Genomic DNA, 24,549 nt, shown 5'->3' with positions numbered 1-24,549 from the left:
CCAAACAAAAACCAAATACATTTTTGCTGAATCCCAACGGTATTGCCGTTGGGATTTTTTATTTGGCTCACCCCAACGCCCCAAATGGTAGCAATGTATTTATTTAAAAGCCTTATGCTTAGATGGGTTTTTTAGTCTTATTCAAAAGAATAAGGATGTGTCAATCTAAGAATCATAGTCTCTTTCTTCAAATCAGCTTCATTTATAACATAATATTTATGGAGATTTCTATTCTTAATATTGAGGGTTTCATAGAATAATTTTCTATAGCCATATTGTTCTATACTTTTCAATGTGACGATACTATTTTTATGTTTTTTTAGAAATGCTCTACTTTTAACAGTTATATTGTTTTTAACCATGTAGGGTGATGTGCTGTCATCCTGGGTATTTAGGCTTATTCTTTGATTACCTGATTGATCAGAAAAGGAATATTGATTAGTTCCGTGCTTTTTACTTCCAATGTAGCCTAGCTTAAAGTCTTTAAAATTGAGCTCTACCTCCTTAAAGTCATCGTTTTGCGGCAGTATCAAAAATATTGTGTCCATTTCGCTAATATGTTCCATATCTTGTGAAAATGAAGAGAATACAATTAATAAAAACGGCAGGCAGCAAATGTATTTCATAGGAATAAGTTTTATGAATAGGTTAAAAAAACACTAATGTAATGAAAAGCAATGCATCTTATTTAAAGAGGTCTTGTTTTTAAATTATCCAAAAAGGATTTTTGGTAAAAATAGTTGTATTATCCTCTTTATGGTTTAGTGATGTATTAACTGAATGCTGAACACTTCTTCTCAATAATTCATTTTTTCGCAAAAACTCAACCATAAAATTAAATTTTTACGATATTTGTGGTATGAATGTACAATGGCAGGGATTGCTTAGTTATTTAAAGTTCCTCATCAAGAGAAATCCTGAATGAGGTGTACTCTATTTGGGTTAAATCATTCATAAATAAAACAATAACTATATTATGCCGATATATCATAAATTGGGGGATTTCCCTCAAAAACGACATGTGCAGTTCGAAAAACCGGACGGTGGGCTTTATTATGAGCAGCTGTTTGGTACTGAAGGTTTCCACGGACACTCTTCATTGCTGTACCATGTGCACAGGCCTACACAAGTAAAAGAGATTGTTAAGTCATACTCTGTAGCGCCTAAAATTGCAATAGACAAAAACATAAAGTCATTATTGTTTAAAGGTTTTGAACTGAAACCTGAAGACGATTTTCTTGACAGCCGCAAGCCGATGCTGGTAAACAGCGACTGTGTTATAGGTCTTGCTGCACCACGCAAATCACTTCGCGAATATTTTTATAAAAATGCCGATGCTGATGAAATGATCTTCATTCACAAAGGAACAGGAACGCTTCGTACTTTTATGGGCAACATCCCCTTTGAGTATGGTGATTACCTTATCATTCCACGTGGTATGATCTATCAGATCGATTTTGATACTGAAGATAACCGTTTGTTTTATGTAGAGTCGCATGCTCCGTTCTATACGCCTAAGCGTTATAAAAATGAAAGCGGACAGCACTTAGAGCATTCGCCTTTCTGCGAAAGGGATTTTAAACTTCCTGAAACGCTTGAAACGTATGATGAGAAAGGTGATTTCCTTATCAAGATCAAAAAGGAAAACATGATTCACGAGGTAGTTTATGCTACACACCCGTTTGACGTAATTGGGTGGGATGGTTATAATTTCCCTTACGGATTCAGTATCCATAACTTTGAGCCTATTACCGGAAGGGTACACCTTCCGCCACCAATACACCAGACGTTTGAGACTTCTACATTCGTAGTATGCTCATTCTGTCCTAGGTTGTATGACTATCACCCGAAATCTATTCCTGCACCTTACAATCACAGTAATATTGACAGTGATGAGGTATTGTACTATGTAGATGGCGACTTTATGAGCCGTAACAACATAGAGCAGGGACACATTACGCTGCATCCTAAAGGAATTCCTCACGGACCTGCACCGGGAGCAATGGAGCGTAGTATAGGCAAAACAGAAACTGAAGAGCTTGCGGTAATGGTAGATACCTTCCGTCCGCTAATGGTTACTGAAATTGCTATGGGCCTTGACGATGGCAAGTACTATAAATCGTGGGTTGAGTAGGGATACTTACCAACTAATATAATAGTCCTCACCCCGACCCTCTCCAAAGGAGAGGGAGACGTAACAGAATAATAACGCATTCGTAGCTTGCTCCCCTCTCCTTTGGAGAGGGGTTGGGGGTGAGGAAGAGAAGCCTTCGGGCACTGAATAAAAACAAAAAACTAATTTTCTTTCGCTGAGGCGAAAAACAAATAAAGAAATATCATGAGTGAAATAAAAAACGTAGAATACGGACTGGAGAAAATATTTGAAGGTGCACAGGACTTCCTTCCGTTAATGGGTACTGATTATGTAGAATTTATCGTGGGTAACGCTAAACAGGCGGCTCATTACTATAAAACAGCTTTTGGATATCAGTCTTTGGCGTATGCCGGACTTGAAACAGGTCTTAAAGACAGAGCGTCTTACGTTCTTGTTCAGGATAAGATCCGTATCGTATTAACTACGCCGCTTACGGCTGATTCTCCACTTAACGATCACATTGTAAAACATGGTGATGGTGTAAAAGTGGTGGCGCTTTGGGTAGAGGATGCAAGAAAATCTTTTGAAGAGACTACTAAGCGTGGTGCTAAAGTATTTATGGAGCCAACTGTTGAGAAAGACGAGTTTGGTGAAGTAGTGCGTGCAGGTATCTATACCTATGGTGAGACAGTTCACATGTTTGTAGAGCGTAAAAACTATAACGGTGTGTTCTTGCCTGGTTACAGAGAGTGGAAATCAGACTACAACCCTGCGCCAACAGGTCTTAAATATGTAGACCACATGGTAGGTAACGTGGGATGGAATGAAATGAACACGTGGGTTAAGTGGTATGAAGATGTAATGGGCTTTGTAAACTTCCTTTCGTTTGACGACAAACAAATTACTACTGAGTACTCTGCACTTATGAGTAAAGTAATGAGTAACGGTAACGGCCGTATCAAATTCCCTATCAATGAGCCTGCTGAAGGAAAGAAAAAATCTCAGATTGAGGAATATCTTGATTTTTACGGAGGTCCTGGTGTTCAGCACATCGCTATCGCTACGGATGATATCCTGAAAACGGTTGCAGATCTTAAGTCGCGTGGAGTAGAATTCCTTTCTGCACCGCCTCAGGCTTATTATGATGCTGTACCGGCTCGTCTTGGTGCTCATAAGGATGCGTTTAAAGAAGATATTAAAGAGATTCAGAAGCTGGGTATCATGGTTGATGCCGATGAAGAAGGTTATTTACTTCAGATATTCACTAAGCCGGTTGAAGACCGTCCAACACTTTTCTATGAAATAATCCAGAGAATGGGAGCAAGAGGTTTTGGTGCAGGTAACTTTAAGGCGCTGTTTGAATCAATTGAGCGTGAGCAGGAATTGAGAGGAACATTGTAAGAACATCAAAATTTTGCAGATAATATAATTTTGAACCGCCAAAGGACTGGTTTTTTGCTAAATATGTGTTAAAGTGAAATTTTAACAAATAAAAATGCAGGAAAAGTTAATACCTTTGCACTCGCAAAAAAGGAGGTATTCATAGGCTTCCTTTCAGCAAGGTAAATTTTTCATAATTTATAGTTTTTTGGTTGGTTAATAGCATAAAAACCCGGTCATTGTTTGACTGGGTTTTTTTGTTTTAGTATTTTTGGAACAGAAATTGCATTTATTGGTTCTAAACTCCAACAAAAAAATAAATATGAAGAAATTGATTGCATTTTTCTTGCTTTTTAGTGCTTCTAATGCGATTTCGCAAAGTTCCTTTGGTGTAGGTGAATACTTTAAGTTCAGGATACATTATGGTGTCGTGAATGCAGGGTATGCCACGCTGGAGGTAAAAGACGCTACGCGCGAGAACAAAAAAGTGTACCATGTTGTAGGGAAAGGTTATACAACCGGAATGACGAAATTCTTCTTTAAGGTAGAAGACCTGTATGAAAGTTATTTTGACAAAGCTACAGGGAAGCCGTATCAGTATGTGAGAAAGATTGATGAAGGCGGATATACTAAAAATCAGGAAGGTTTTTTTAATCAGGACAACAACACGGTACTTGTAAAGGATTATAAGAACAAGAAACAGAAAACCATATCGGTTACCGAAAATGTTCAGGATATTGTTTCTACTTTTTATTACCTGAGGAACCATCCCAAGGTAGATAAGATGAAGGTGGGCGAATCGGTTATGGTAGATATGTTTTTTGACGATGAAGTAGTAAAATTTAAGCTCAAATTCATTGGCAGGGAGGATATAAAGACTAATTTTGGCACTATTCCAACAATGATATTCAGGCCACTGGTACAGTCCGGCCGTGTTTTTAAAGAAGAAGAAAGTTTAACAGTCTGGATTTCAGACGACGACAACAAGATTCCGCTACGTATAAAGGCAAGCCTTGCAGTAGGTTCCCTAAAGGCAGATCTTGATGAATATAAAGGATTAGCACACACGCTTAAAGTAAAAGCAAAATAATTACAATGGAGATTACGACCCCAATACAGGAAAAGATTGAACAGCTGAATGAGAAATTTGCAGCGATAAACCAAAAGACTGAAACTCATCTTGAAGGCCTTCTTTGGGCTAAGCCTATAACGTATTGGGACTATATACAAACGGATGCCCTGCTTAACCTGCAGATACAAAGAACCACATTGCCTGATGAAATGGTGTTTATCATGTACCACCAGGTAAATGAGCTTTTGTTTAAAATGATACTTTGGGAAATAGAGCAGCTTTGTCACAATGAAGCGCCTGCAACCCCTTTCTTTACCGAAAGGCTAATGCGTATCAGCCGTTATTTTGATATGCTTACCACATCGTTTGACATTATGGGCGATGGTATGGAGGTAGAGCAGTATATGAAATTCCGTAACACGCTTACACCTGCGAGTGGTTTCCAGAGTGCGCAATACAGACTTATTGAGTTTGCATCTACCGATCTGATAAACCTTATCGATTACCGTTTCCGTGCTACGATAGACCGTAACACGCCTTATGAGCATGCTTTTGAGCACCTGTATTGGCAGGCAGCCGGGAAAGACCATAAAACGGGTGAAAAGTCGTATCTTATCAATGCATTTGAGAAGAAGTATAAAGACGAATTCCTTCGCTGGATGGAAGAATACAATACCACGAATATCTGGCAGAAATTTAAGCAGTTACCTGCCGAAAGCCAGGCCGACCCTATGCTGGTTAAAGCAATGCGCCACTATGACTATACAGTAAATGTTACCTGGGTTATGGGGCACCTTAATGCAGCAAAAAAATACATTGAAAGCCAGGATGGCCCTCAGGAGGCTACCGGAGGCAGCGACTGGAAAAAATACATGCACCCTAAATACCAGAGAAGGATATTTTTCCCTGAGCTATGGTCTGAAGAAGAGCTTAGAACCTGGGGTGAAAATGTATAACCAAAAGAAAACACAATACACACATTGAAGTATTTAACCGTCATACTATTACTGTTTACCTTAATAGCCTGTAAAAAGGACGAGGAAACAGCTAAGCCTAAGCAGGCTGCCGTGAAAAAGGATCCTATTATAAAAGAATTTGGCTTTACGCTAAATGATTTTAAAGTGGTAAATGATACCATTGAAAATGGTGATACCTTTGGCAAGCTGTTAGGCGATGAAGGTTATGATGCTGCTCAGGTGCACAAGGTTACCGAGGCTATAAAAGATTCGTTTGATCTTAGGGATATCAGGGTAGGTAAGGCTTTTACCCTTCTTAAAGATAAAAAAGCGCCTAATGCGCTTCAGGTTTTTGTATATCAGCCCGATGTTACAAGTTATTATGTTATAGACCTTCGTGATAGTATTGCTAAAGCCTATAAAAAGGTAAGGCCTATGACTATTAAACGCAGGGTAATAGTAGCTGAGATTGAAGGCTCGCTTGCCGAAACACTTAAAAATGCAGGAGCTTCACCGGCATTGTCACATGAACTTTCGGAGATTTATGCATGGTCTATCGACTTCTTTAAAATTCAGAAAGGCGATAAGTTTGCTGTTGCTGTAAACGAAAAATACATAGACGGTACGCAATATGCCGGACTCCAGAATATTGAATCATCTTATTTTGAATATAAAGGAAAACGTATTTATGCTTTTCCATTCAAAAGGGATCCTAACTCTAAGAAAGTTGATTTTTATGACGAAGAAGGAAAAGTGCTGAAAAGCATGTTCCTGAAAGCGCCACTTAAATTCAGCCGTATCAGTTCGAGGTTCTCGCCAAGGCGTTTCCACCCGGTACAGGGTCGCTGGAAAGCCCATAACGGAACCGATTATGCTGCGCCTCACGGAACACCTATTATGACCACAGCGAATGGTGTTGTAGAACGTACGGGATATACTGCCGGTAACGGTAACTTTGTTAAAGTAAAACATAATGGAACGTATGCTACCCAATACCTGCACATGAGTAAGATATTGGTTAGGACGGGTCAAAGGGTATCGCAGGGCGATATCATTGGAAAAGTGGGTAGCACAGGACTGGCTACAGGTCCTCACGTATGTTACCGTTTCTGGAAGAACGGGGTGCAGGTAGATGCACTTCGTATGAAACTGCCAAGCTCTGAACCTATGAGTGCTAAAGATAAGCCGCGTTTTGAGGCTTATATGACGCCGCTTAAAAAAGAGCTGGACAGCTTATCAGACATCAAATTCTCTAAATAAATTCACATTACAATGGCACTAGAAAACATCAATCCTTCCGGTACAGCCGTCTGGCAGGAGCTGATGCAACACTTTACGGAGATGCAGCAAGCATCGATGAAAGATATGTTCGCGTCAGATAAAGAAAGGACAGCGAAGTTCAACATTCAGTGGAACGATTTTATAGTTGACTATTCTAAGAATATCATAAACGAAAAAACATTACAGTTGCTTCAGGATTTGGCACAACAGGCAAATCTTAAAGGTGCTGTAGAAGCATATTTTGGCGGAGATGCCATAAACCGTACCGAGGGCAGGGCAGTGTTGCATACGGCACTTCGCGCTCCTTCATCTGCTAATATTAAAGTGGATGGCGTAAATGTTATGCCGGAGGTATATGCGGTTAAAAACAAGATAAAACAGTTTTGCGATGCTATAATTAGCGGAGGCAAAACCGGATATACAGGAAAAGCTTTTACTGATGTGGTAAACATAGGTATTGGCGGATCTGATCTTGGTCCTGCAATGGTGGTGGAATCACTTAAATTCTACAAGAACCAGCTTAACGTAAGGTTCATCTCTAACGTAGATGGTGACCACGTAATGGAAAGCCTTAAAGGGCTTAACCCGGAAACTACATTATTTGTAATTGCGTCTAAAACATTCACCACTCAGGAAACGCTTTCGAATGCTGAAACCGTAAGGGCATGGTTCTTAAAGTCGGCTAAGCAGGAAGATGTAGCGAAGCATTTTGTTGCGGTATCTACCAATATTCAGAAAGTAACCGAGTTTGGTATTGCTAAAGACAACATTTTCCCGATGTGGGATTGGGTTGGCGGACGTTTCTCATTGTGGAGTGCAGTAGGACTTACTATTGCCCTTGCAGTAGGTTTTGAAAACTTTGATAAGTTGCTTAAAGGTGCTAACGAAATGGACGAGCACTTCCGCACGGCTCCTCACGACAAAAACATTCCGGTGGTACTGGCGTTGCTAAGCATTTGGTATAACAACTTCTTTGGTGCCGAAAGTGAGGCGCTAATTCCATATACGCAATATCTTCAAAAACTGGCTCCATACCTGCAACAGGGTATCATGGAGAGTAACGGTAAGAGCATAGGGCGTGATGGTAAAGCGGTAAACTACCAAACGGGAACTATCATTTGGGGTGAGCCGGGAACTAACTCTCAGCACGCTTTCTTCCAGCTGATACACCAGGGAACAAAACTTATCCCGACAGACTTTATCGGATTTATTCAGCCGCTTCACGGTAATAAAGATCACCATGATAAGCTAATGTCTAACTTTTTTGCACAAACCGAAGCCTTACTTAACGGTAAAACTGAGGCGCAGGTACAAGCTGAGTTTGACAAAGCAGGCGTAGCGGCAAATAAGGCAGATTACCTTCGTCCGTTTAAGGTATTTGCGGGTAACAAGCCTACAAATACATTACTGATTAAAAAACTTACTCCGGAAACACTGGGTTCGCTTATTGCATTATACGAACACAAGATATTTGTTCAGGGTGTTATCTGGAATATTTTCAGTTACGACCAATGGGGTGTTGAGCTTGGAAAACAGCTTGCCAACTCTATTCTTGATGAAATAAACTCAGGAACTGTTAAAACGCACGACAGCTCTACAACTTTCTTATTAGAGAAGTTTTTAGGGAAATAGTTGTCTATTAACGGTTGTCAGTTGACAGATATAATAAGCCCCGGAGAATAATCTTCGGGGTTTTTTATTGCCTCGCCTCAATCTGTTAAAGAAAACAAAATCCCCAGTAATGGGTATGGTTGATTGTTGTATAGTGTATTAAATTTGCCATGTGTGTATTTAAAGCGGGTAGGGTTTTTATAAGCCCGCCTGTTTAAATCATACTTAAACCAACTTAAACCAAAAAGTATGAAAAAAATTATCTTATGCTCAGGGCTACTTGCAGCTTTAGTTTTTACGGGGTGTTCGAGTGATGATAGCAATTCCGGAAACACCAATGATGATTTTTACACTATTGTAAACAAAGGCACCGGTGGTGTTACCGCTGTAATCGATCTTAATGACACTACGCCACTTGAAGTGGCTCAGGCAGTGCCGTCGGTTTCAGGTCAGCAATATCCTGCAAATACTCCTGCAGTATTTTTTATGAACGACAAAGTTTTGCTTTCTACGGTTAATGAAAATACTTTTATCGTAAAAGAAAATGGCCGTAAAGTAGGGGGAACCATTTCAGTAAATGAGGCAGCTAATGGGTATGCGATCATAACATTTATGCCCTATAAGACTTTTGCTGATAATGCAAACGTTGAGATTAACCTTACTACAGGTATACAGGATGATGGCGGGCAGCCGCTATATCAGGAAATGAGCTATGAGTATACTACTTATTCTGTACCTTCAACATCATTAGGTGATGCTACAGGTTTTGAAAACGGGGCTGATGGTATGGTTTTCATTGGTGATGGAAACATAGTTTCTGCTTCTCTGGGCTGTCTTAGTCCGTTTGCAGGTTCTTCATTTGCTGCTATTACAAGCGGAGATGCTCTGGTGTCGGCTAACAACGCTATTGGAGGAACATCAAGTGCAATGATATTAGGCCCATTCGATTCTAATTCAGCTTCATCATTAAGTTTTAACTACAACTTCCTTTCTGCTGAATTCCTTGAGTATGTAGGCAGTGAGTTTGACGACTCGTTTATGGCAGTTGTTGTAGGGCAGAATGGTGCTCATGTAGAGTTTGTTACCAGTGTAAACACTATTGGCGAGAATGTTACCCAGTGCGAAGGTTTCCCGGGTATGCCGGATGATGGTGATGACTATGCCGGATTTACAGGCTGGACAAGTAAAACTATTAATTTTGGAAGTCTTACAGGTCCGGTATATGTAATATTCATGACTACCGACGTGTCGGATGATATCTACTCAACTGTTGTAGGTATTGATGCAGTATCGCTAAACTAAGAAATCCATTGTAAATAAATTTCATATTTATTAAACCCCAAAGAGTAAACTTTGGGGTTTTGTTTTTACTCGGATATCGTAATTGCTGTAGGATTCTCTTTTCTATTCCAGGTAAAGAGTACCAGCATAAACAGCACAAAACATACTATTGTGGCAATATTCATTTGTATTATAAAACCATGAATGGATGCCGAAGCTAATACAGAGTTTGTGCGTTGTATTGCAAAAGTCAGAATAAAGGAGAAGATGAGGCAGAATAGTAAAAATATCCAAAACCCGCCATACTGATCGAAGTTTTGAAAAACCAACAGATGCCACACTGCCCAGAATATTCCGGAAATAAGGCTTTTTGAGATGAAGTTTAGTGAAGAAAGGCTGTCAATAAAATAGCCTCTCCATGCATACTCTTCCATTATGTTGTAAATGAGAGCTAACGAACAGAAAATAATTGCCCATACATGTTTGTTTACTCCGTGGTTGTTTTCAATTCCGTATACCGAATAGCACCCTAATAATATAACCGGGAAAAGGATATTTTTTAGTTTATGGTTGCCTAAGAGGGTAGCAGTCTGTTTTATGTTTGTAAATCTGTAAAACAATAAAGCTGTAATAAGGGTTATCAATCCGTGATTATAGTTGAATGAAAAAGGAATTGAGGTTATTTTTTCCAGTAGAAGATTTAAAAGATTTGGCAGTTTTCGAATAAGGTAAGTCCCAATAAGGATTATGCTGTAAAAAAGAAAAATCTGTAACCAATTGATACCTTTAGTAGTGGTGTTTATTTTCATGCTTAATAGACTAAGTTTTGGTCTGTGTAAAAATTAAAAATAGTAAAATCTCATGGTTTTTCTGCGCATGTAAGAAAATACATTGCTTAAAATGACGTTTTTTTTTCGGGTTATAATAATTTAAATCACGGTGTAACCCCTTTAGTATTGGTGTGTTAACGGTGTTAATTGGTTCTTAGACAGGTTCTAAACAAACGTTAACACTAAATTAACAGGGTTTTTTAAGTCGGTTTTTATACGTAATTGGTTATATTTGCCTTTCCAAAACAAAAACTTAACTATGTATCAAGGTGTTTTAGACCTGCATTCGTATTGGGCTTATGCAGTATTAGTATTCTTGCTTTTAGCAATTATTAATGCATTTGTGGCTTTGTCGTCAAAAAGGGCATTCCTGCCAAAAGACAGACAAATATCGATGCTGGCTTTAATATTTACACACGTTCAGTTTGTACTTGGTTTGGTGCTGTTGTTTGTGTCTGCCAAAATGGATGTTGCTAAACAGTTGGGCATGGGTGAGGTAATGAAAAATGCCGAACTTAGAAAAGTGCTTGTAGAGCACCCTTTTATCAATTTGATAGCAATTGTTCTCATAACGATAGGGTGGTCTAAACACAAAAGGACAGAAGACAGCACTGCTAAATTTAGAAAAATTGCGATTTTTTATGCTATAGGATTGATACTGCTTTTAAGCAGGATTCCGTGGGATCAGTGGTTAAGTTAACCGCATAATGAAGCCTCGATGAGGCTTTTTGTGTCTTATGGCATGCTTATTGTTAAACATAAAACCGAAAAATTATAATTATTATGAAGAATAAAATTATCGTTTTTAGTGTGTCATTATTGTTGCTAATAATAACGGGCTTTACAACAGGAAGTACAGAGACAGCTTCCAAAACTAAAAAGATTGAAAAGATTACTGCAATTAAGGTTGCCGATACTACTGAAACAGTAGAAGCAAAACCTGCAGAACCTAAACTGACGCTCTACAAACAAAATGTTCTTGCTACTTATTATGCTGATAAGTTTAATGGCAGGAAAACAACCAGTGGTGAACGTTTCCATAACAAGAAATACACTGCTGCACATATGAAACTCCCATTCGGGACAATGGTGCGCGTTACCAATGAAGTCAACGGGAAATATGTTGATGTTAAGGTAAACGATCGTGGACCATACAGCAAAAAGCTTGAGATTGACCTTACCAAGACTGCTTTTATGGAAATCGCATCTAAAAAAGGATGTGGCAGCTTTAAAGTAAAAATGGAAATCATAGAGCCGGCTGAATAATGCGCAGATACATCATTTTATTATTTATTATAACACTTACAGCCCTTACGGGCTGTTCGTCGTCTAAAGGGGCTTTTACTTCTTATGATAAGAAGGCAAAAGCAAGTTACTATGCCGATAAGTTTAACGGAAGGAAAACAGCCAGCGGAGAACGTTTTAGCAATAGCAAAATGACTGCGGCTCACAGAAAGCTTCCGTTTGGCACGAAAGTAAAGGTAACGAACGTAGATAACGGTAAGTGGGTAATAGTCGTTATAAACGATCGTGGACCCTTTTCAGGAGGGTTTGATATAGATCTTTCTAAAAAGGCTTATAACAAAATTGCAGGCAAAGCCCGAAAGGGGCATATGTATGTATCGATAGAGGTTGCTAAGTAGCCGGATGTCCGAAGTCCGATGTTTAGATAGTTCGAGCTAATTCGAAACAAAATACCCACGCATTGCGTGGGTATTTTGTTTATAGAGATGAGTGAAGCGGACTAATAATCCGATAATCTAACTCTCTAATAATCTAAAAAGTATAGCTCAGTCCTACACCAAGCATTTGCTTTAGCTGAATTCTTGGCCCTTCAGTTACCTGAACACCATCTTTTTCTACCTTGTTCTTAATATCATCATCATAAATCATGTGCATGCCCACATTTGCCTTTACATATTGGTTTACAGTGAGGTCAAGCTGCATTTGCCAGTCAACATCTATATTACCAAAGTTGTTGATATAATCGGTATAAAAGGTAAAACGGTTATCGAGCATGATATTGGTAAATATCTGGTGCTTATACTGGTTGGTAATTAATATACCTACCTCGGTGCGTACATTCTTTCCGTGTGTCAATAAGTTTCCATCGGCATCATAGGTTGCAGCCGGTACTCCAAAAGCACCCTGATCGGCAAGCCTGTTGTCGGTTACAATCGTTGTTTTCGCAGTAAGCGGCGACATATACAGGTTAAAGCCTAAATCTTTACGGATATACTCCGAACCTATACCCAAAAAGATATATGCAGGAGAGAATGGCCCCGAGATTTCTTCGGTTGTGTTAGGGTAGTTATAACCGTTCGCAAATTGCGTCTTAAAATTGTATTTAGCGCCATAATACCAATTAGAAACCGTATCGGTACGGTAACCAAAGGTAGAGTTAAGCTCTATCTGGTCATCAGTTTTACGGGTACCCTGGCCTTCCTGTCTGTTAAGCCCGTACTTCAGTATAAGCTCATTATTCCAGTTCAGGTATTTTTTTGAATATTTTCTAATGAAATGCCCTTTGGCAATACCCGCAACAGAGTTGTTACCTCCCACGTTCCAGTTCACAAAGGCTACCTGATTAAGGTCGAGGCCTATGGTGTTGGTTCGCTCCCAGTTGGTTATCGTGTCAGGAAGGGTAGTAGTTACTAGTACTTGTGCTTTAGTAGTCGGGCTAAATAGGATGCATAATAGTGCAATTACGCAGGCTTTTAATCTCATTCTGAACAGTTTTATTGGAAAATTCGGTGCAAAAGTCGTCATTTTTTCAGTAAGCTGAAAAAATATCTTTAAGGCTTTTAACGTCAATTCCGCATAAATGTTGCAATTGGGCCACTGTTCCCTGTTCAATAAAGGTGTCAGCCACTCCTAAAACCCTTATTTTTAAGGAGTATCCCTGTTTTGCTGCAAAGGCACAAATACTACTTCCAAAACCTCCGCTAATGCATCCATCCTCAATGGTAATAACCTCTTCGTGCTGTTTGAAGATCTCATGCAGCAATTGGGTGTCAAGAGGTTTTATAAAACCAAAGTCGTAATGCGAGAAAAGCGAGGCATTATCGCTTTGATCAAGTGCTTTTATAACATTATTGCCAATTGTTCCGGTAGAAAGTATCGCTACTTTAGTACCTCCTTTTAGCAGATTGGCTTTGCCTATCTCTATTTTCCCGAAAGGCTTTTGCCAGTCGGTACTTTCGCCACGTCCGCGTGGGTAACGAATGGCAATAGGATGCTCAAGCCCCAGCTGCGCGGAATAAAGTATATTTCGCAACTCGCTTTCATTAAGCGGAGCATAAACAATCAAATTAGGAATACACCTCAGGTAGGCAATGTCAAAAACGCCATGATGAGTGGCTCCATCTTCGCCTACGAGTCCCGCTCTGTCAAGACAAAAAATAACCGGAAGGTTTTGCAGTGCAACATCGTGTATCAGCTGGTCGTAAGCCCTTTGCAGGAAGGTTGAGTAAATATTGCAATACACTATCATGCCCTGTGTTGCCATACCGGCAGCAAGGGTTACAGCGTGTTGTTCGGCAATGCCTACGTCAAAAGCGCGGTCAGGGAAAGCTTCCATCATAAATTTCATGGAGCTGCCCGATGGCATGGCAGGCGTTATGCCTATTATCTTTTCGTTTTGTTGCGCAAGTTCTACCAGTGTTAGCCCAAATACATCCTGATATTTAGGGGGTAGGTTATCATCGGCAATAGCCAGAAGTTCACCTGTAAGGCGGTCAAACTTACCCGGAGCGTGGTATTTAACCTGATCTTCCTCGGCCTGTTTTAGTCCTTTGCCTTTTGTAGTGATGATATGCAAAAAACGGGGTCCTTTTTTTTGCTTTAACCTTTCGAGTTCCTTTAGTACTGCGGGCAGGTCATGTCCGTCAATGGGGCCGCTGTAATCAAAATTAAGCGACTTGATCATGTTATTATCACGCGGATTGGTACCCTCTTTTACCTGAGTAAGGTAGTTTTTGAGTGCTCCCACACTAGGATCAATACCAATAGCATTGTCGTTGAGTATCACCAGTAAGTTGGCATCGGTCACACCGGCGTGGTTCAGGCCTTCAAACGCCATACCCGATGCTATGGAAGCATCGCCGATTACTGCAATATGATTCTTTTCGGTTTCGCCTTTTAGTTTAGAGGCAATTGCCATGCCCAGTGCCGCCGAAATTGAGGTACTGCTATGGCCTGTGCCAAAGGTATCATACTCGCTTTCGCTGCGTTTTGGGAAACCACTTATGCCATCCAATTGGCGGTTGGTATCAAATTTGTCCCTGCGGCCTGTAAGCAGTTTATGTCCGTAAGCCTGATGGCCTACATCCCAAACCAAAAGATCATCAGGGGTGTTAAAAACATAATGCATTGCAATGGTAAGCTCGGTTACACCAAGGCTTGCACCGAGATGGCCCTCTTTGGCCGAAACGATATCAATAATAAACCTGCGCAGTTCTTCTGCGAGTTGCGGAAGCTGTTCCGGGCTGAGTTTTCTCAGGTCGGCCGGATTGTTAATGCTGTTTAAGAGATTATCTGCCATTGCTTGTAATGAATAGCAAATTTACGATTATTGTTGATTTGGTTATTCGTTGATTTGTTTATTTGTTGGATACGGTATAAATAACCAAATAACCGTATCAACAAATGCTGTATTTTTGTGGCATGAAGAATATTTTTACTCACGAGTATTTTATGAAGAAGGCGCTTATTGAGGCGCAGGATGCATTTGATAAAGGCGAAATACCCGTAGGTGCCCTGGTTGCGGTAGATAACAGGGTTATTGCAAAATCGCACAACCTTACCGAGCTGCTTGTAGATGTTACGGCCCATGCCGAGATGCAGGCCATTACAGCGGCAGCAAATTTTATTGGAGGTAAATATCTTACAGGTTGTACGCTTTATGTAACGCTCGAACCCTGCCAGATGTGTGCCGGGGCTTTATACTGGAGCCAGATAAGCACAGTAGTTTTTGGTGCCGAAGACATGCACAGGGGCTACAGAACAATGGGAGGAAAGCTGCACCCAAAGACCGAAGTCGTAACCGGTATTATGGCAGAAGAATGCGGACAGCTGGTGAAAGATTTTTTTAAGAAACGAAGAAAATAAAGGCGAATCAATTAAGATTCGCCTTTGCTTTTTTATAAAGTTGGGAATTGTTATTTTGGGAAAACAAATATTACCACGGCTCTCCATCCCCAGTCGGCTTTAGAGCCATCAGGGGCAGCAAGATTAAAGCGCGGTCCTATTGCCAGCGATACTTTTTGCCCACCAAGGCTTGTCATACCACTCACAATGGGGTTTAGCCATATCGTAGTATCGCTCGATTCCCAGTTTTGTGTCAGTTCCATATTGGTACCAAGACCTGCACCGCTTTTCCAGTTGTAGGTTACAAAAGGCTGCAGAAACATCTGGTTTACATCCGGCCTGTCGTCATCACCTGCCACACTCCATATCTGGTTGATTAACGCTCCATAGGTCCACCCGTTCGATTGTTTCAGGGCAACGGCTGTTGGCCCCACACCAAATTTCTTAGTAGTCAGGAAATCATCGGTTCCCGTCGGGATTAATAGTGCCGGACCCACACCCCAGGTAAAGCTGCTTTCCTTAGGGCTAAAAAAACCACTAACTACGGCATCGCCCAATCCGTTTTCTTTGGCACCGGGAGCCGTAACGTTGTATTGTGTTACTATAGGCAGTACCATACGGGTTATAAGGTTGTATTTTTCGCTGATGCTTAGAGGCAGTACCGGCTGAAAGTTCATTGTATTACGTGTGCCATTGTTTGGGCCTATACCATAATCGGTATTGTTCTGAAAAGGTACACTGATAAGGCTTGCAATTGGGTTAGAAAGCTTTTTAGCCAGTTCTTCGGCCTGCGCCTGTTCATCAGTCTGGGCATTGGCTACTGAAAATACAGCAAGGCCTAATAATGCAACGAAGGGTAGTTTTAATTTCATGAAAAATTGATTAAGTGTTGGTTTGTAACTTAAAGGTAATGTTTTAATTTGTTGAAAATGTAGTGTTTAATAAATCCATTGCAGTCTAACCATGAAACTGTTGGTGTAACTGGTAAGCCCGTCTTTTTTTAGCTGGCCAAGTCCATAGCCTGTAGTTACACGCCAGTAGTGGGTTGCCCACCAGTTAAGTCCCAGGTATAATTTATTAAGCGTGCCTCCTTCTATATTTTTATCATCCATATCCAATTTAGAGATTCTTGCTACCAGTTCCCATGAACCACCCTTGTGGTCTGGCATAATGCGACGCGCATAGGCTACTTTTTTATCATATATACGTTGGGCGCCCTTAAACACATAACTTGTGGTTAGGTAATAACCATTAAATTGTGCGTTAGGTCCATTTAAAACGTCGCACCAGGAGTTAACATATTCTGCAAGGAAAGACCATTTTTGTACGGAAAGTAACGATTCAAAACCGGCGTTCCATACCTGTTTTGCATCAATGTTTCCGGTATCTACATAATAGTCTGTAACATTCGATTCGTTTTTGCCTTTGTATCTAAATACATTTCCTTCGGCTTCGGTATTTCTAAATGATGCCCCAAGGTGTAAAAAGTTGGTGTCGTTTGCAAAATAAGGTAGTCCGGTAACCCTTGCCGAATAGGTGTTGGCACTTTCTTTAAAAGATTGTCCATCTACCCACCAGTTGTTGTACCATCCTGCGGCAAAGCTCATCCTGCTGTCAAAAGCATAATTCATGTACATAACTCCTATATTCCTTGAGGCAAAAAACGGATTGAGTATCCTCTCTGTATGCGGAAGGTTGGCGGCATCACCCACCATTTCATAAACAAAGGTTTCTTTTATTTTTCCAAAACGTATTTTTCCCAGTGCACTCCCTATGGGTACTTCGATATAAGCATCGGTTATGCCAAATGCGTTTTCTTCGGGTGTGCGGTCAAAGCCTTTGTATTCAACACTAAAGAAATAACGGAACGGAAGTTTTGTCTTTACAGCCCCTCCAATATTAATTCGTGCCGAACGAAGTTCAAAAGTGTTATTTTGTTTACCTACCTGAGTCTTGCTATCGCTATCCTGTACAAAAGCGGTATAATCTACAATTGGGGCAAACCCTAATTTGTATGAAAAATGCTTCCCGTCATAGTTGGTCCAGTTAAGCCATCCTTTGGGTACGTCCGGCATAGCGAAAGTGCCTGATTTTTCGGGGCTGCCTAAAACCTGGGTTTGGGTAGAGTCTACGGGTTCGTTAAACTGTGCAAAGCAGCTAAAGCTTACAAGAAGCAAAAAAAGGCTATAGGTTATCCGTGGCATGGTCTCCTGATTTTTATGTAAATGTATTGCAACTGTTTTTACATTATTTTTTTATGGTGTTCTATTTTATAATATGAAACAAAAACCCACTCTGCTGGTGGGTTTCAATGGCTTATTTTAATTCGATAACTGCTTTCAGTAACTACTTTATATTTGATTTTGTGTCTATATGAGCAATTAAAAACACAGCAATTAATATTATTTGCTGGTAGCGTTCAGTGCCGCTTCTACCGCTTTGTTCATGTCAAGCGAGGCGGCTCCCTGACGTACCGGGAATTCCTGGAAGGTTCCCATTAAATCCTGAATGTATCCAATAGCAGGCTGAATTACCCACGATTTTTTCATAATCTGGTGGAATCCTATTTCACCGTCATACACTTCAAATGGGTCTTTTCTAAGGTTAAACAGCATTGGCATAGTGTGTTTCGTCAAATCTCCATTGTATTTGCCGTTAGGTTTGGTAGCAAACAGCATTTTCCATGCACCTACCCTTATTCCTGATAAAGAGCTTTCGTACCAGTAATAATATACATTACGCGAAGGTGTTTTTGTTTTGCCAGACCAGTAGTCAAGGCTATTAAAGCCATCAAGGTGAACTTTGTAAGTCATGTCTCCGGCTTTGTATCCTTTTGTTAGTTTTTCTTTTACATCTTTTTCACCTACTGCAGCCATAATGGTTGGAAGTACATCTTCTAACGAAGTAATTCCGTTACGGTATTCTCCGGCAGGGATAGTGTTTGGCCAACAAATTAGGAACGGTACGCGAACACCACCTTCCCAGGTTGTCATTTTTTCTCCGCGGAACATTGTAGTACCGGCATCCGGCCATGTAGATTGCTCAGGGCCATTGTCGCTGGTATAAATTACGATAGTGTTGTCTTCAACCCCAAGTTCTTTAAGGTAATCTAATAGCTGTCCTACCTGCATATCGTGCTCCATAAGCCCTGAACCAAATTTATCCATGTCTTCGCTTATAGGGGTAGCCAGGTTTTTGTGCTCGTCTTTTAAGTGTGTATATACGTGCATCCTGCTGCTGTTATGCCATAGTAAAAATGGTTTACCGGCATCTTTAGCATCTTTCATGAATTTTTTAGAACGTTTTACACACGTGTCATCAAAAGACTTCATACCCTCTATAGTAAGCGAACCAAGATCTTTAACGGTTTGTTTTCCTGTTTTTCCAAAACGCGGATCGTTAGTGCCATCATCTTTAGTGCTGGCAAACGACTCAATGATACCTCTTGGTCCGTATTTGTTTTTAAATGCTTCACCTTTAGGATAATCTTCCTGTTGCGGTTCTTCCAATACATTCAGGTGATAAAGAATACCGTAGAATCTGTCAAAACCATGTACGGTAGGTAAATGCTCGTTACGGTCTCCCAAGTGGTTTTTACCAATTTGGCAGGTCATGTATCCCATTGGTTTAAGTAGTTCTGCAAGTGTAGGGTCTTCTTTTTTAAGGCCCACAGGATTGCCCGGTTGTCCTACAGTTGTTAACCCAGTCCTGATAGGTAATTGCCCGGTAATAAGCGCAGCTCGTCCTGCAGTACAGCTTGGCTGGGCATAACTATCGGTAAATAACAGTCCTTTTTTTGCAATACGGTCTATGTTAGGCGTAGGGTATTGCATACCATGTGAGTAGCAGCTTAATGAATTCTGGGCTACGTCATCCACCATTATTATAACGATGTTTGGCTTTTTGGGGTCTTTGCTTTGCGCACTGCTATAACCGGAAGTTATAATGCATAAGGCAGACAGGAGGACATTAAAGTTTTTCATAATCTTGGTAATTTATTAATAATTGTATGGTTTATTTCTTCTTGCATTTAAATTTCCTGCTTACGCCAATCCCTATCAGGTAACTATCGTAGGCATTCCATCTAAAATCGTAGCAGGCGGTAAGGCCAAGTTCCCAGCCCTCACTTATTTCGGTTCCCCATTCATAACCAATGCGGTTCAGGAAAAGGGTTTCTTCTTTTGCAATTTCGGCTCCTGCCCCAAAAAGGAAACTGCTATGTCTGGTGGCTTTGTAAATACCTACAGCTGCCGGCGCTACAGGAGAGCTACGTTCTAAAACTTCATCATCGCCCGACAGATTTGCTTTAACAAAAAAGTCTTCTACAATAAAATCAGTATGCAGGCCAATGGCCCATTTGTCTGAGATCCAGTAATCATAATCCAGAGACCATGCCGGCAGGGATAACCATTTAGAATTGGAATCTTCGTTTTTTGCTCCCTGCGAAACATTGTTATGACTCAAAGACAATGAAATGCGATGTGTTCCTTTTTCGCTTTCTTCCGGTTCTTCCTGAGCATAACCCTGAATACCTAATAGTACAAATAAGAATAGTACAACTTTATTCATTGTTTAATTGTTATCGTCGGTTCAAGTATAACAATAGGAATCCCAGCCTAAGGGCTGGGATTTTTTTAATTAATTTGTTTTCATTAGCCTCATGGCTTCTTTGTTTAGGTCTTCATAACTTTCTTTGCTTACATCAATTCCAACGCCCTGTATAGATCCGCCTTTAAAAGTTCCGGGAGAAGTATATTGGCTGCTTACGGCATCACCACTATCAAAGCCTACGCAAAGGCCATCGCCAGATAGTGTAAATTTACCCGGCTGGGTTCTCATAGGTCCTTCGGCTACTTTTTTGCCATCTATATACAGGTATCCTTTACCTATTTGTTCTCCGTGTTCTCCAGTGCTTTCTCTTACAAACTCAAACCCAAGGGCATGCTTGCCCGGTGTAAGTGTAGTGGATGATACAAATGCCTGCTCAGGGCGTATGCCAAGAAAATTGTATACATAGTGCAGTTTGTTATCTTTAATGAACAGGGAATGCCCTCCAAAGCGTGATCCGTGTGCAAAAAGAACACCTGATGCGTTGTTTTTAATATCCACATCGGCTACTATCTTATACGAACGTCCTCTTACGTTTGCAGCAACACCTTCAGGTACCGGTGCAGTATTTGGGTAGTATATATAGCGGGTTCTGGGTTTTTCCTGAGAAGGTCTTTCGGTGCCTAAAACTTCTATTGCTGAACGGTCATCAAGTGGTAATACAAGGTTTTTATCAGCTTCATCCATCCATGCAGCTATAAGCTCTTTTAATTTGTCAGGATTTTGTTTTGCCAGGTTTTTAGATTCCGATCTGTCAACATCTACATGGTACAGTTCCCACTCATCCTTGTCAAAATTACCTTTGCCTGTAAGCGGAGCGTGCAGTGCAACAGCTTTCCAGCCATCTTTCCAAATGGCGCGGCTTCCAAGCATGGCATAATATTGTACATGTTTTTGAGTAGGAGTGTTAGGTTGTGCGTCAAAACTGTAACGCATAGATACTCCCGAAAGAGGGTATTGCCCTACACCGTTAAATTCGGTTGGCATCTTCAGACCACAGATATCAAGAATTGTAGGTACAATATCTGTACTGTGATGGTATTGATTCCTTACCTGTCCTTTAGCTTTAATTCCTTTAGGCCATGAGATAATAAGCGGGTCGCAGGTACCACCTGCATATTCGCTGTAACGTTTAAACATTTTATATGGTGCAGAGAATGCCGCTGCCCATCCGGTGGGGTAGTGCTCATAAGTGTCGGGACCACCTAATTTATCAAGGTATTTAAGGTTTTCTGAAAGTTCATCAGGGTAGCCATTAAAGAATTTATTTTCGTTAACCGATCCGTTTGGCGACCCTTCTCCCGAAGCTCCGTTATCGGCGGCATAAATTACTACAGTGTTTTCAAGCTGACCCGTTTTTTCAAGATATTCTACAATTCTTCCTACCTGATAATCGGTATATTCCGAGAATCCGGCATATACTTCTGCCAGTTTAGAGAATAGTTTTTTCTCATCAGCGCTTAGCTTATCCCATGGTTTAACAAAATCGCCCGGATTGGAGATGTTAGGAGGTAATGGGTTAAAGTCAGTTAGTTTAGTATCTGCTGGTACAACTCCTTTTGCAATCATACGTGGCACTACCCATTTGCGGTAGGCATCATATCCCTGATCGAATTTTCCTTTATACTTGTCTATAAATTCCTGTGGAGCATGGTGCGGTGCGTGGTTAGCCCCCGGACAAAACCACATATACCATGGTTTAGAAGGGTTGGTTGCTTTTTGATCCTGTATGTACTGGATGGCTTTGTCAGCTAAATCTTTTGATAAGTGATAGCCATCTTCAGGGCCATAGGGCTGTTCGGTAAAATGGTTGTCTTCTACTAAATCAGGATACCACTGGTTGGTTTCCCCGCCCAAAAATCCGTAGTAACGGTCAAACCCCATTTGGGTAGGCCATTGCGTTCTGGATGCTCCTGAAGCCACATCCTGCTCGGGTACGTTGTGGTTTTTACCAATCCAGAATGTACTCCATCCATTGGCTTGTAAAACCTGCCCAATGGTTGCACATTGTTTCGGGATACGCCCGTGTGCTCCAGGGAATCCATCTGCTGCTTCAGTAATGGCGGCATTACCGGTTAAGTGGTGGTTACGTCCTGTAAGAAGCGTAGAACGTGTTGGCGAACATAAGGCTGTTGTGTGCCATTGTGTATAAATTAGTCCGTTGTCAGCCAGTTTTTGTAGCGTCGGCATATTAATGGCGCCTCCGTATGGCGACCATGCTGCCTGTCCTGTGTCATCATATAGAACAAATAAAATATTTGGCGCTCCTTCAGGTGCGCTTTTAAGCGTATAGGGCGCCCAGTCAGATTTAGAATTCCTAACATCAAGTTCTATGACACCTTTAAATTGTTCTTTTCTAACCTGCCTGGGGTCAGATTGGCCACGCATGGGCAAAATAGTACCGGCCGACAGTAATATCAGCAGGAATGTTCCTTTAAAGTTAAATTTTTTCATAATCGTATGCATTGGTTTAAAAGTTGATTTGTCGTAATAAGTAAAATTATTTATCTCCCGGATAGATTACTTTCCAGTCGTTTTTCATGTCTATGATAAGCCAGCCTTTTTGGGCAGCTTCGTCCCAGCCCTTATCAAAACCTCCTATATGCGATTTACGGTCGTAGGCCCATTCCCTTACCGAATCAGTATGGTGAATGTATACTTCAAGGTTCTTTAAAGGGTTTGAGGCGGCGTATTGAAGCATTTGCAGGTCGCCGTCAGAGTTACCTACGGCTAATACAGGCTTACGGCCTATAAATTTATTTATGGCAAGAGGCTTGCCTTCTTTGTCGTCGTTAAATTCAAGTTCGGGCAATCGGGTTATGGTAGGGTTTCCTTTAGTGTTTTCAAACTGTTCTTTAAAGGTGCTGCCAATAATCTGGTCTTTAGGAATGCCATAGGTATCTTCTGCCCAGGCACGCATAAACTCGATGCCTCCTCCTGATACTATAAATACCTTAAACTGGTTTGCCTTTAGGTAGTTGATAAGCTCCAGTATGGGCTGAAATACCAGTTGATTATACGGTTTGTTTTTTGTTGGGTGTTTGGCAGTTGCCATCCAGTCTTTAACAGTTTTTTCAAATAGGTCGGTAGGCATTCCGGCATGGGTAGTCATTAACAGCTCAAAAAGCCCTTTTTTGCCCTGTTTCATTAGTTCGGGCATATTGTTTTCCAATACGGCTTTATACGGCTGCTTGTTTTTCCAGTCCGGATGTTCAGGTGCCATTGCCTTAATCCTGTCCATTACAAACAATAGCTGAAAATAAGCAGGTTGTTCGCTCCATAACGTACCATCGTTATCAAAAGTCGCAATGCGATCGGCTACCGGAATAAAATTCGCACTGCCTTCGGTGGTAACATCCTTTACATAGTCAATAATGGCCTGTTTGTTCTTACCGTCATTCCACGAAGCTAATGGATCTTCGGTCACTGCTTCTGTTTTTGTGGTTTCGGTTTCTTTTACCGTTTCTTTTTTGCAGGATGGAATAGCAACGATCAAAAACGAAAACATAGCAGTTTTAGCCAGGAGGGTAGTTTTCTTTTTCATACAGATTTAGTTGGTTGTGTATTGAATTTCAATCAGTTGATGGTGTTTCTATCAAAGTTATGAGCAAAGTGTGTTTTGGTTGTTCTTGCGAATAATGTTTGATGTTGCAAATTCTAATATGCTACAAAAAAAAGCCCTGAAAACGGTGTTTCAGGGCTTTAAAAAGCAAAATAATTTGTTTGCTTTTTGATTGATGATGATTTCTTTTTTTTTGTTTATAAGGGTTTGTATGTTGCTAAAATCACTCCGCTTTTAAAGGTTTTAGTGTCAGTTAATTGAAGGTTTAAAGGCTTTTTTATCCCGTTAAAAATAGGAGTGCCCGAGGCAATTACAACAGGATCTGTCATAATCCGGTAAGTGTCAATAAGCCCTGCATCAGCAAATTGTGACACTATAGAGCCGCTACCCAATACAGTCATGTCTTTGCCTGGCTGTGATTTTAGCTGATTATTTTTTCTATAATATCTCCGCTTATCACTTTAGTGTTCATCCATTTCGGGTCTTCAATAGTGTTGGAGAATACAATCTTTTCGGCATTGTTCATTCCTTTGGCCACTTCCGGGTAGGCTTCTGCTGCCATTGGGCTAGGCCACCACGAGGCCATCATTTCATACGTTACACGTCCAAACAGCAAAATAGTATCTTTTTTCATGGCTTTTGCAGAATATTGAGCTTCTTCTTCGCCATGACGATGCCAACTGATGTCGTTATCATCGCCTTTATAAAAACCGTTAAGCGTAATGAAATTAAAAACGGTGAGCGTTCTCATAATCAGCGGGTTGGTTGTACTTCAAAAGTATACA

General features: G+C 40.7%; 23 protein-coding genes. 11 read left to right on the top strand and 12 right to left on the bottom strand.

The annotated features are described in order from the left end of the window. Positions 1-137 precede the first annotated feature (137 nt). Positions 138-626, bottom strand: coding sequence for a hypothetical protein (locus DEU42_RS07335; protein ID WP_147278078.1), 489 nt, complete (start codon positions 624-626; stop codon positions 138-140). A 350-nt stretch (positions 627-976) separates the two neighbouring features. Here DEU42_RS07335 and DEU42_RS07330 point away from each other — a divergent pair, with 350 nt between their 5' ends. The 7 genes from DEU42_RS07330 to DEU42_RS07300 all read left to right on the top strand — a co-directional run bounded on the left by DEU42_RS07330 (position 977) and on the right by DEU42_RS07300 (position 9,697). Then, entirely contained in the window at positions 977-2,134 is a 1,158-nt protein-coding gene (locus DEU42_RS07330; protein ID WP_114757642.1) for a homogentisate 1,2-dioxygenase, read from the top strand. A gap of 204 nt (positions 2,135-2,338) precedes the next feature. After that, positions 2,339-3,496, top strand: coding sequence for a 4-hydroxyphenylpyruvate dioxygenase (hppD, locus tag DEU42_RS07325; protein WP_379819416.1), 1,158 nt, complete (start codon positions 2,339-2,341; stop codon positions 3,494-3,496). Positions 3,497-3,797: 301 nt separating this feature from the next. After that, positions 3,798-4,565: a DUF3108 domain-containing protein gene (locus tag DEU42_RS07320; protein ID WP_114757640.1), complete on the top strand. Its 768-nt coding sequence runs from the start codon at positions 3,798-3,800 to the stop codon at positions 4,563-4,565. Positions 4,566-4,570: 5 nt separating this feature from the next. Then, positions 4,571-5,503, top strand: coding sequence for a tryptophan 2,3-dioxygenase family protein (locus DEU42_RS07315; RefSeq protein ID WP_114757639.1), 933 nt, complete (start codon positions 4,571-4,573; stop codon positions 5,501-5,503). A gap of 24 nt (positions 5,504-5,527) precedes the next feature. Continuing rightward, a complete protein-coding gene (locus DEU42_RS07310; RefSeq protein ID WP_114757638.1) occupies positions 5,528-6,763 on the top strand; it encodes a peptidoglycan DD-metalloendopeptidase family protein in 1,236 nt (411 codons plus the stop codon). A gap of 12 nt (positions 6,764-6,775) precedes the next feature. Further along, positions 6,776-8,416, top strand: coding sequence for a glucose-6-phosphate isomerase (pgi, locus tag DEU42_RS07305; RefSeq protein ID WP_114757637.1), 1,641 nt, complete (start codon positions 6,776-6,778; stop codon positions 8,414-8,416). 228 nt (positions 8,417-8,644) lie between these two features. Beyond that, positions 8,645-9,697, top strand: coding sequence for an Ig-like domain-containing protein (locus tag DEU42_RS07300; RefSeq protein WP_114757636.1), 1,053 nt, complete (start codon positions 8,645-8,647; stop codon positions 9,695-9,697). A gap of 65 nt (positions 9,698-9,762) precedes the next feature. Here the strand turns inward: DEU42_RS07300 and DEU42_RS07295 are convergent, their stop codons facing one another. Continuing rightward, positions 9,763-10,485, bottom strand: coding sequence for a CPBP family intramembrane glutamic endopeptidase (locus DEU42_RS07295; RefSeq protein ID WP_114757635.1), 723 nt, complete (start codon positions 10,483-10,485; stop codon positions 9,763-9,765). A gap of 280 nt (positions 10,486-10,765) precedes the next feature. Between DEU42_RS07295 and DEU42_RS07290 the strand changes: the two genes are divergently transcribed. From DEU42_RS07290 to DEU42_RS07280, 3 genes are all read left to right on the top strand, one after another. Continuing rightward, the gene (locus DEU42_RS07290) at positions 10,766-11,206 is read left to right on the top strand and encodes a hypothetical protein (protein WP_114757634.1); all 441 of its coding nucleotides are present in this window, start codon (positions 10,766-10,768) and stop codon (positions 11,204-11,206) included. Between the two features lie 83 nt (positions 11,207-11,289). Then, positions 11,290-11,772 (top strand): septal ring lytic transglycosylase RlpA family protein, encoded by a 483-nt coding sequence (locus DEU42_RS07285; protein ID WP_114757633.1) that lies wholly within the window; start codon positions 11,290-11,292, stop codon positions 11,770-11,772. Continuing rightward, positions 11,772-12,149 (top strand): septal ring lytic transglycosylase RlpA family protein, encoded by a 378-nt coding sequence (locus DEU42_RS07280; protein ID WP_114757632.1) that lies wholly within the window; start codon positions 11,772-11,774, stop codon positions 12,147-12,149. Before DEU42_RS07285 ends, DEU42_RS07280 begins: the two co-directional genes overlap by 1 nt. A gap of 133 nt (positions 12,150-12,282) precedes the next feature. Here DEU42_RS07280 and DEU42_RS07275 read toward each other — a convergent pair whose 3' ends face one another. Then, positions 12,283-13,233, bottom strand: a complete 951-nt coding sequence (locus DEU42_RS07275) for a DUF3078 domain-containing protein (protein WP_114757631.1) — start codon at positions 13,231-13,233, stop codon at positions 12,283-12,285. Positions 13,234-13,279: 46 nt separating this feature from the next. Beyond that, positions 13,280-15,049, bottom strand: a complete 1,770-nt coding sequence (locus DEU42_RS07270; protein WP_114757630.1) for a 1-deoxy-D-xylulose-5-phosphate synthase — start codon at positions 15,047-15,049, stop codon at positions 13,280-13,282. Positions 15,050-15,171: 122 nt separating this feature from the next. Here DEU42_RS07270 and DEU42_RS07265 point away from each other — a divergent pair, with 122 nt between their 5' ends. Beyond that, entirely contained in the window at positions 15,172-15,615 is a 444-nt protein-coding gene (locus DEU42_RS07265) for a nucleoside deaminase (RefSeq protein WP_114757629.1), read from the top strand. A gap of 50 nt (positions 15,616-15,665) precedes the next feature. On the opposite strand, the gene DEU42_RS07260 is transcribed toward DEU42_RS07265, so the two are convergent. The 8 genes from DEU42_RS07260 to DEU42_RS17725 form a co-directional block, all read right to left on the bottom strand. Continuing rightward, positions 15,666-16,466: a transporter gene (locus DEU42_RS07260; protein WP_114757628.1), complete on the bottom strand. Its 801-nt coding sequence runs from the start codon at positions 16,464-16,466 to the stop codon at positions 15,666-15,668. Between the two features lie 66 nt (positions 16,467-16,532). Next, positions 16,533-17,798, bottom strand: coding sequence for an OprO/OprP family phosphate-selective porin (locus DEU42_RS07255; protein ID WP_114757627.1), 1,266 nt, complete (start codon positions 17,796-17,798; stop codon positions 16,533-16,535). Between the two features lie 198 nt (positions 17,799-17,996). Continuing rightward, positions 17,997-19,577, bottom strand: a complete 1,581-nt coding sequence (locus DEU42_RS07250) for an arylsulfatase (RefSeq protein ID WP_114757626.1) — start codon at positions 19,575-19,577, stop codon at positions 17,997-17,999. A 31-nt stretch (positions 19,578-19,608) separates the two neighbouring features. Next, a complete protein-coding gene (locus DEU42_RS07245; RefSeq protein ID WP_114757625.1) occupies positions 19,609-20,163 on the bottom strand; it encodes a hypothetical protein in 555 nt (184 codons plus the stop codon). A 69-nt stretch (positions 20,164-20,232) separates the two neighbouring features. Continuing rightward, complete coding sequence (locus tag DEU42_RS07240) at positions 20,233-22,656, bottom strand: arylsulfatase (protein WP_114757624.1); 2,424 nt, start codon at positions 22,654-22,656, stop codon at positions 20,233-20,235. Positions 22,657-22,702: 46 nt separating this feature from the next. Further along, positions 22,703-23,746, bottom strand: a complete 1,044-nt coding sequence (locus tag DEU42_RS07235; RefSeq protein ID WP_233506638.1) for an HAD family hydrolase — start codon at positions 23,744-23,746, stop codon at positions 22,703-22,705. A gap of 215 nt (positions 23,747-23,961) precedes the next feature. After that, positions 23,962-24,165 (bottom strand): dihydrofolate reductase family protein, encoded by a 204-nt coding sequence (locus DEU42_RS17730; protein WP_199509065.1) that lies wholly within the window; start codon positions 24,163-24,165, stop codon positions 23,962-23,964. 20 nt (positions 24,166-24,185) lie between these two features. Further along, a complete protein-coding gene (locus DEU42_RS17725) occupies positions 24,186-24,515 on the bottom strand; it encodes a dihydrofolate reductase family protein (RefSeq protein WP_199509064.1) in 330 nt (109 codons plus the stop codon). Positions 24,516-24,549: the final 34 nt, after the last annotated feature.

This window comes from Flavobacterium sp. AG291, assembly GCF_003350375.1.
GTDB lineage: Bacteria > Bacteroidota > Bacteroidia > Flavobacteriales > Flavobacteriaceae > Flavobacterium > Flavobacterium suzhouense.
The sequence above is the reverse complement of the archived record's forward strand: the minus strand, read 5'-3'. Positions and strand labels throughout refer to the sequence as shown.

What these genes read in the sequence shown, in the direction of transcription:
- DEU42_RS07335 (WP_147278078.1), bottom strand. Translation starts at nt 626, where the DNA reads ATGAAATACATTTGCTGCCTGCCGTTTTTATTAATTGTATTCTCTTCA.
- DEU42_RS07330 (WP_114757642.1), top strand. Translation starts at nt 977, where the DNA reads ATGCCGATATATCATAAATTGGGGGATTTCCCTCAAAAACGACATGTG.
- hppD (WP_379819416.1), top strand. Translation starts at nt 2,339, where the DNA reads ATGAGTGAAATAAAAAACGTAGAATACGGACTGGAGAAAATATTTGAA.
- DEU42_RS07320 (WP_114757640.1), top strand. Translation starts at nt 3,798, where the DNA reads ATGAAGAAATTGATTGCATTTTTCTTGCTTTTTAGTGCTTCTAATGCG.
- DEU42_RS07315 (WP_114757639.1), top strand. Translation starts at nt 4,571, where the DNA reads ATGGAGATTACGACCCCAATACAGGAAAAGATTGAACAGCTGAATGAG.
- pgi (WP_114757637.1), top strand. Translation starts at nt 6,776, where the DNA reads ATGGCACTAGAAAACATCAATCCTTCCGGTACAGCCGTCTGGCAGGAG.
- DEU42_RS07300 (WP_114757636.1), top strand. Translation starts at nt 8,645, where the DNA reads ATGAAAAAAATTATCTTATGCTCAGGGCTACTTGCAGCTTTAGTTTTT.
- DEU42_RS07295 (WP_114757635.1), bottom strand. Translation starts at nt 10,485, where the DNA reads ATGAAAATAAACACCACTACTAAAGGTATCAATTGGTTACAGATTTTT.
- DEU42_RS07290 (WP_114757634.1), top strand. Translation starts at nt 10,766, where the DNA reads ATGTATCAAGGTGTTTTAGACCTGCATTCGTATTGGGCTTATGCAGTA.
- DEU42_RS07285 (WP_114757633.1), top strand. Translation starts at nt 11,290, where the DNA reads ATGAAGAATAAAATTATCGTTTTTAGTGTGTCATTATTGTTGCTAATA.
- DEU42_RS07280 (WP_114757632.1), top strand. Translation starts at nt 11,772, where the DNA reads ATGCGCAGATACATCATTTTATTATTTATTATAACACTTACAGCCCTT.
- DEU42_RS07275 (WP_114757631.1), bottom strand. Translation starts at nt 13,233, where the DNA reads ATGAGATTAAAAGCCTGCGTAATTGCACTATTATGCATCCTATTTAGC.
- DEU42_RS07270 (WP_114757630.1), bottom strand. Translation starts at nt 15,049, where the DNA reads ATGGCAGATAATCTCTTAAACAGCATTAACAATCCGGCCGACCTGAGA.
- DEU42_RS07265 (WP_114757629.1), top strand. Translation starts at nt 15,172, where the DNA reads ATGAAGAATATTTTTACTCACGAGTATTTTATGAAGAAGGCGCTTATT.
- DEU42_RS07260 (WP_114757628.1), bottom strand. Translation starts at nt 16,466, where the DNA reads ATGAAATTAAAACTACCCTTCGTTGCATTATTAGGCCTTGCTGTATTT.
- DEU42_RS07255 (WP_114757627.1), bottom strand. Translation starts at nt 17,798, where the DNA reads ATGCCACGGATAACCTATAGCCTTTTTTTGCTTCTTGTAAGCTTTAGC.
- DEU42_RS07250 (WP_114757626.1), bottom strand. Translation starts at nt 19,577, where the DNA reads ATGAAAAACTTTAATGTCCTCCTGTCTGCCTTATGCATTATAACTTCC.
- DEU42_RS07245 (WP_114757625.1), bottom strand. Translation starts at nt 20,163, where the DNA reads ATGAATAAAGTTGTACTATTCTTATTTGTACTATTAGGTATTCAGGGT.
- DEU42_RS07240 (WP_114757624.1), bottom strand. Translation starts at nt 22,656, where the DNA reads ATGAAAAAATTTAACTTTAAAGGAACATTCCTGCTGATATTACTGTCG.
- DEU42_RS07235 (WP_233506638.1), bottom strand. Translation starts at nt 23,746, where the DNA reads ATGAAAAAGAAAACTACCCTCCTGGCTAAAACTGCTATGTTTTCGTTT.
- DEU42_RS17730 (WP_199509065.1), bottom strand. Translation starts at nt 24,165, where the DNA reads ATGACTGTATTGGGTAGCGGCTCTATAGTGTCACAATTTGCTGATGCA.
- DEU42_RS17725 (WP_199509064.1), bottom strand. Translation starts at nt 24,515, where the DNA reads ATGAGAACGCTCACCGTTTTTAATTTCATTACGCTTAACGGTTTTTAT.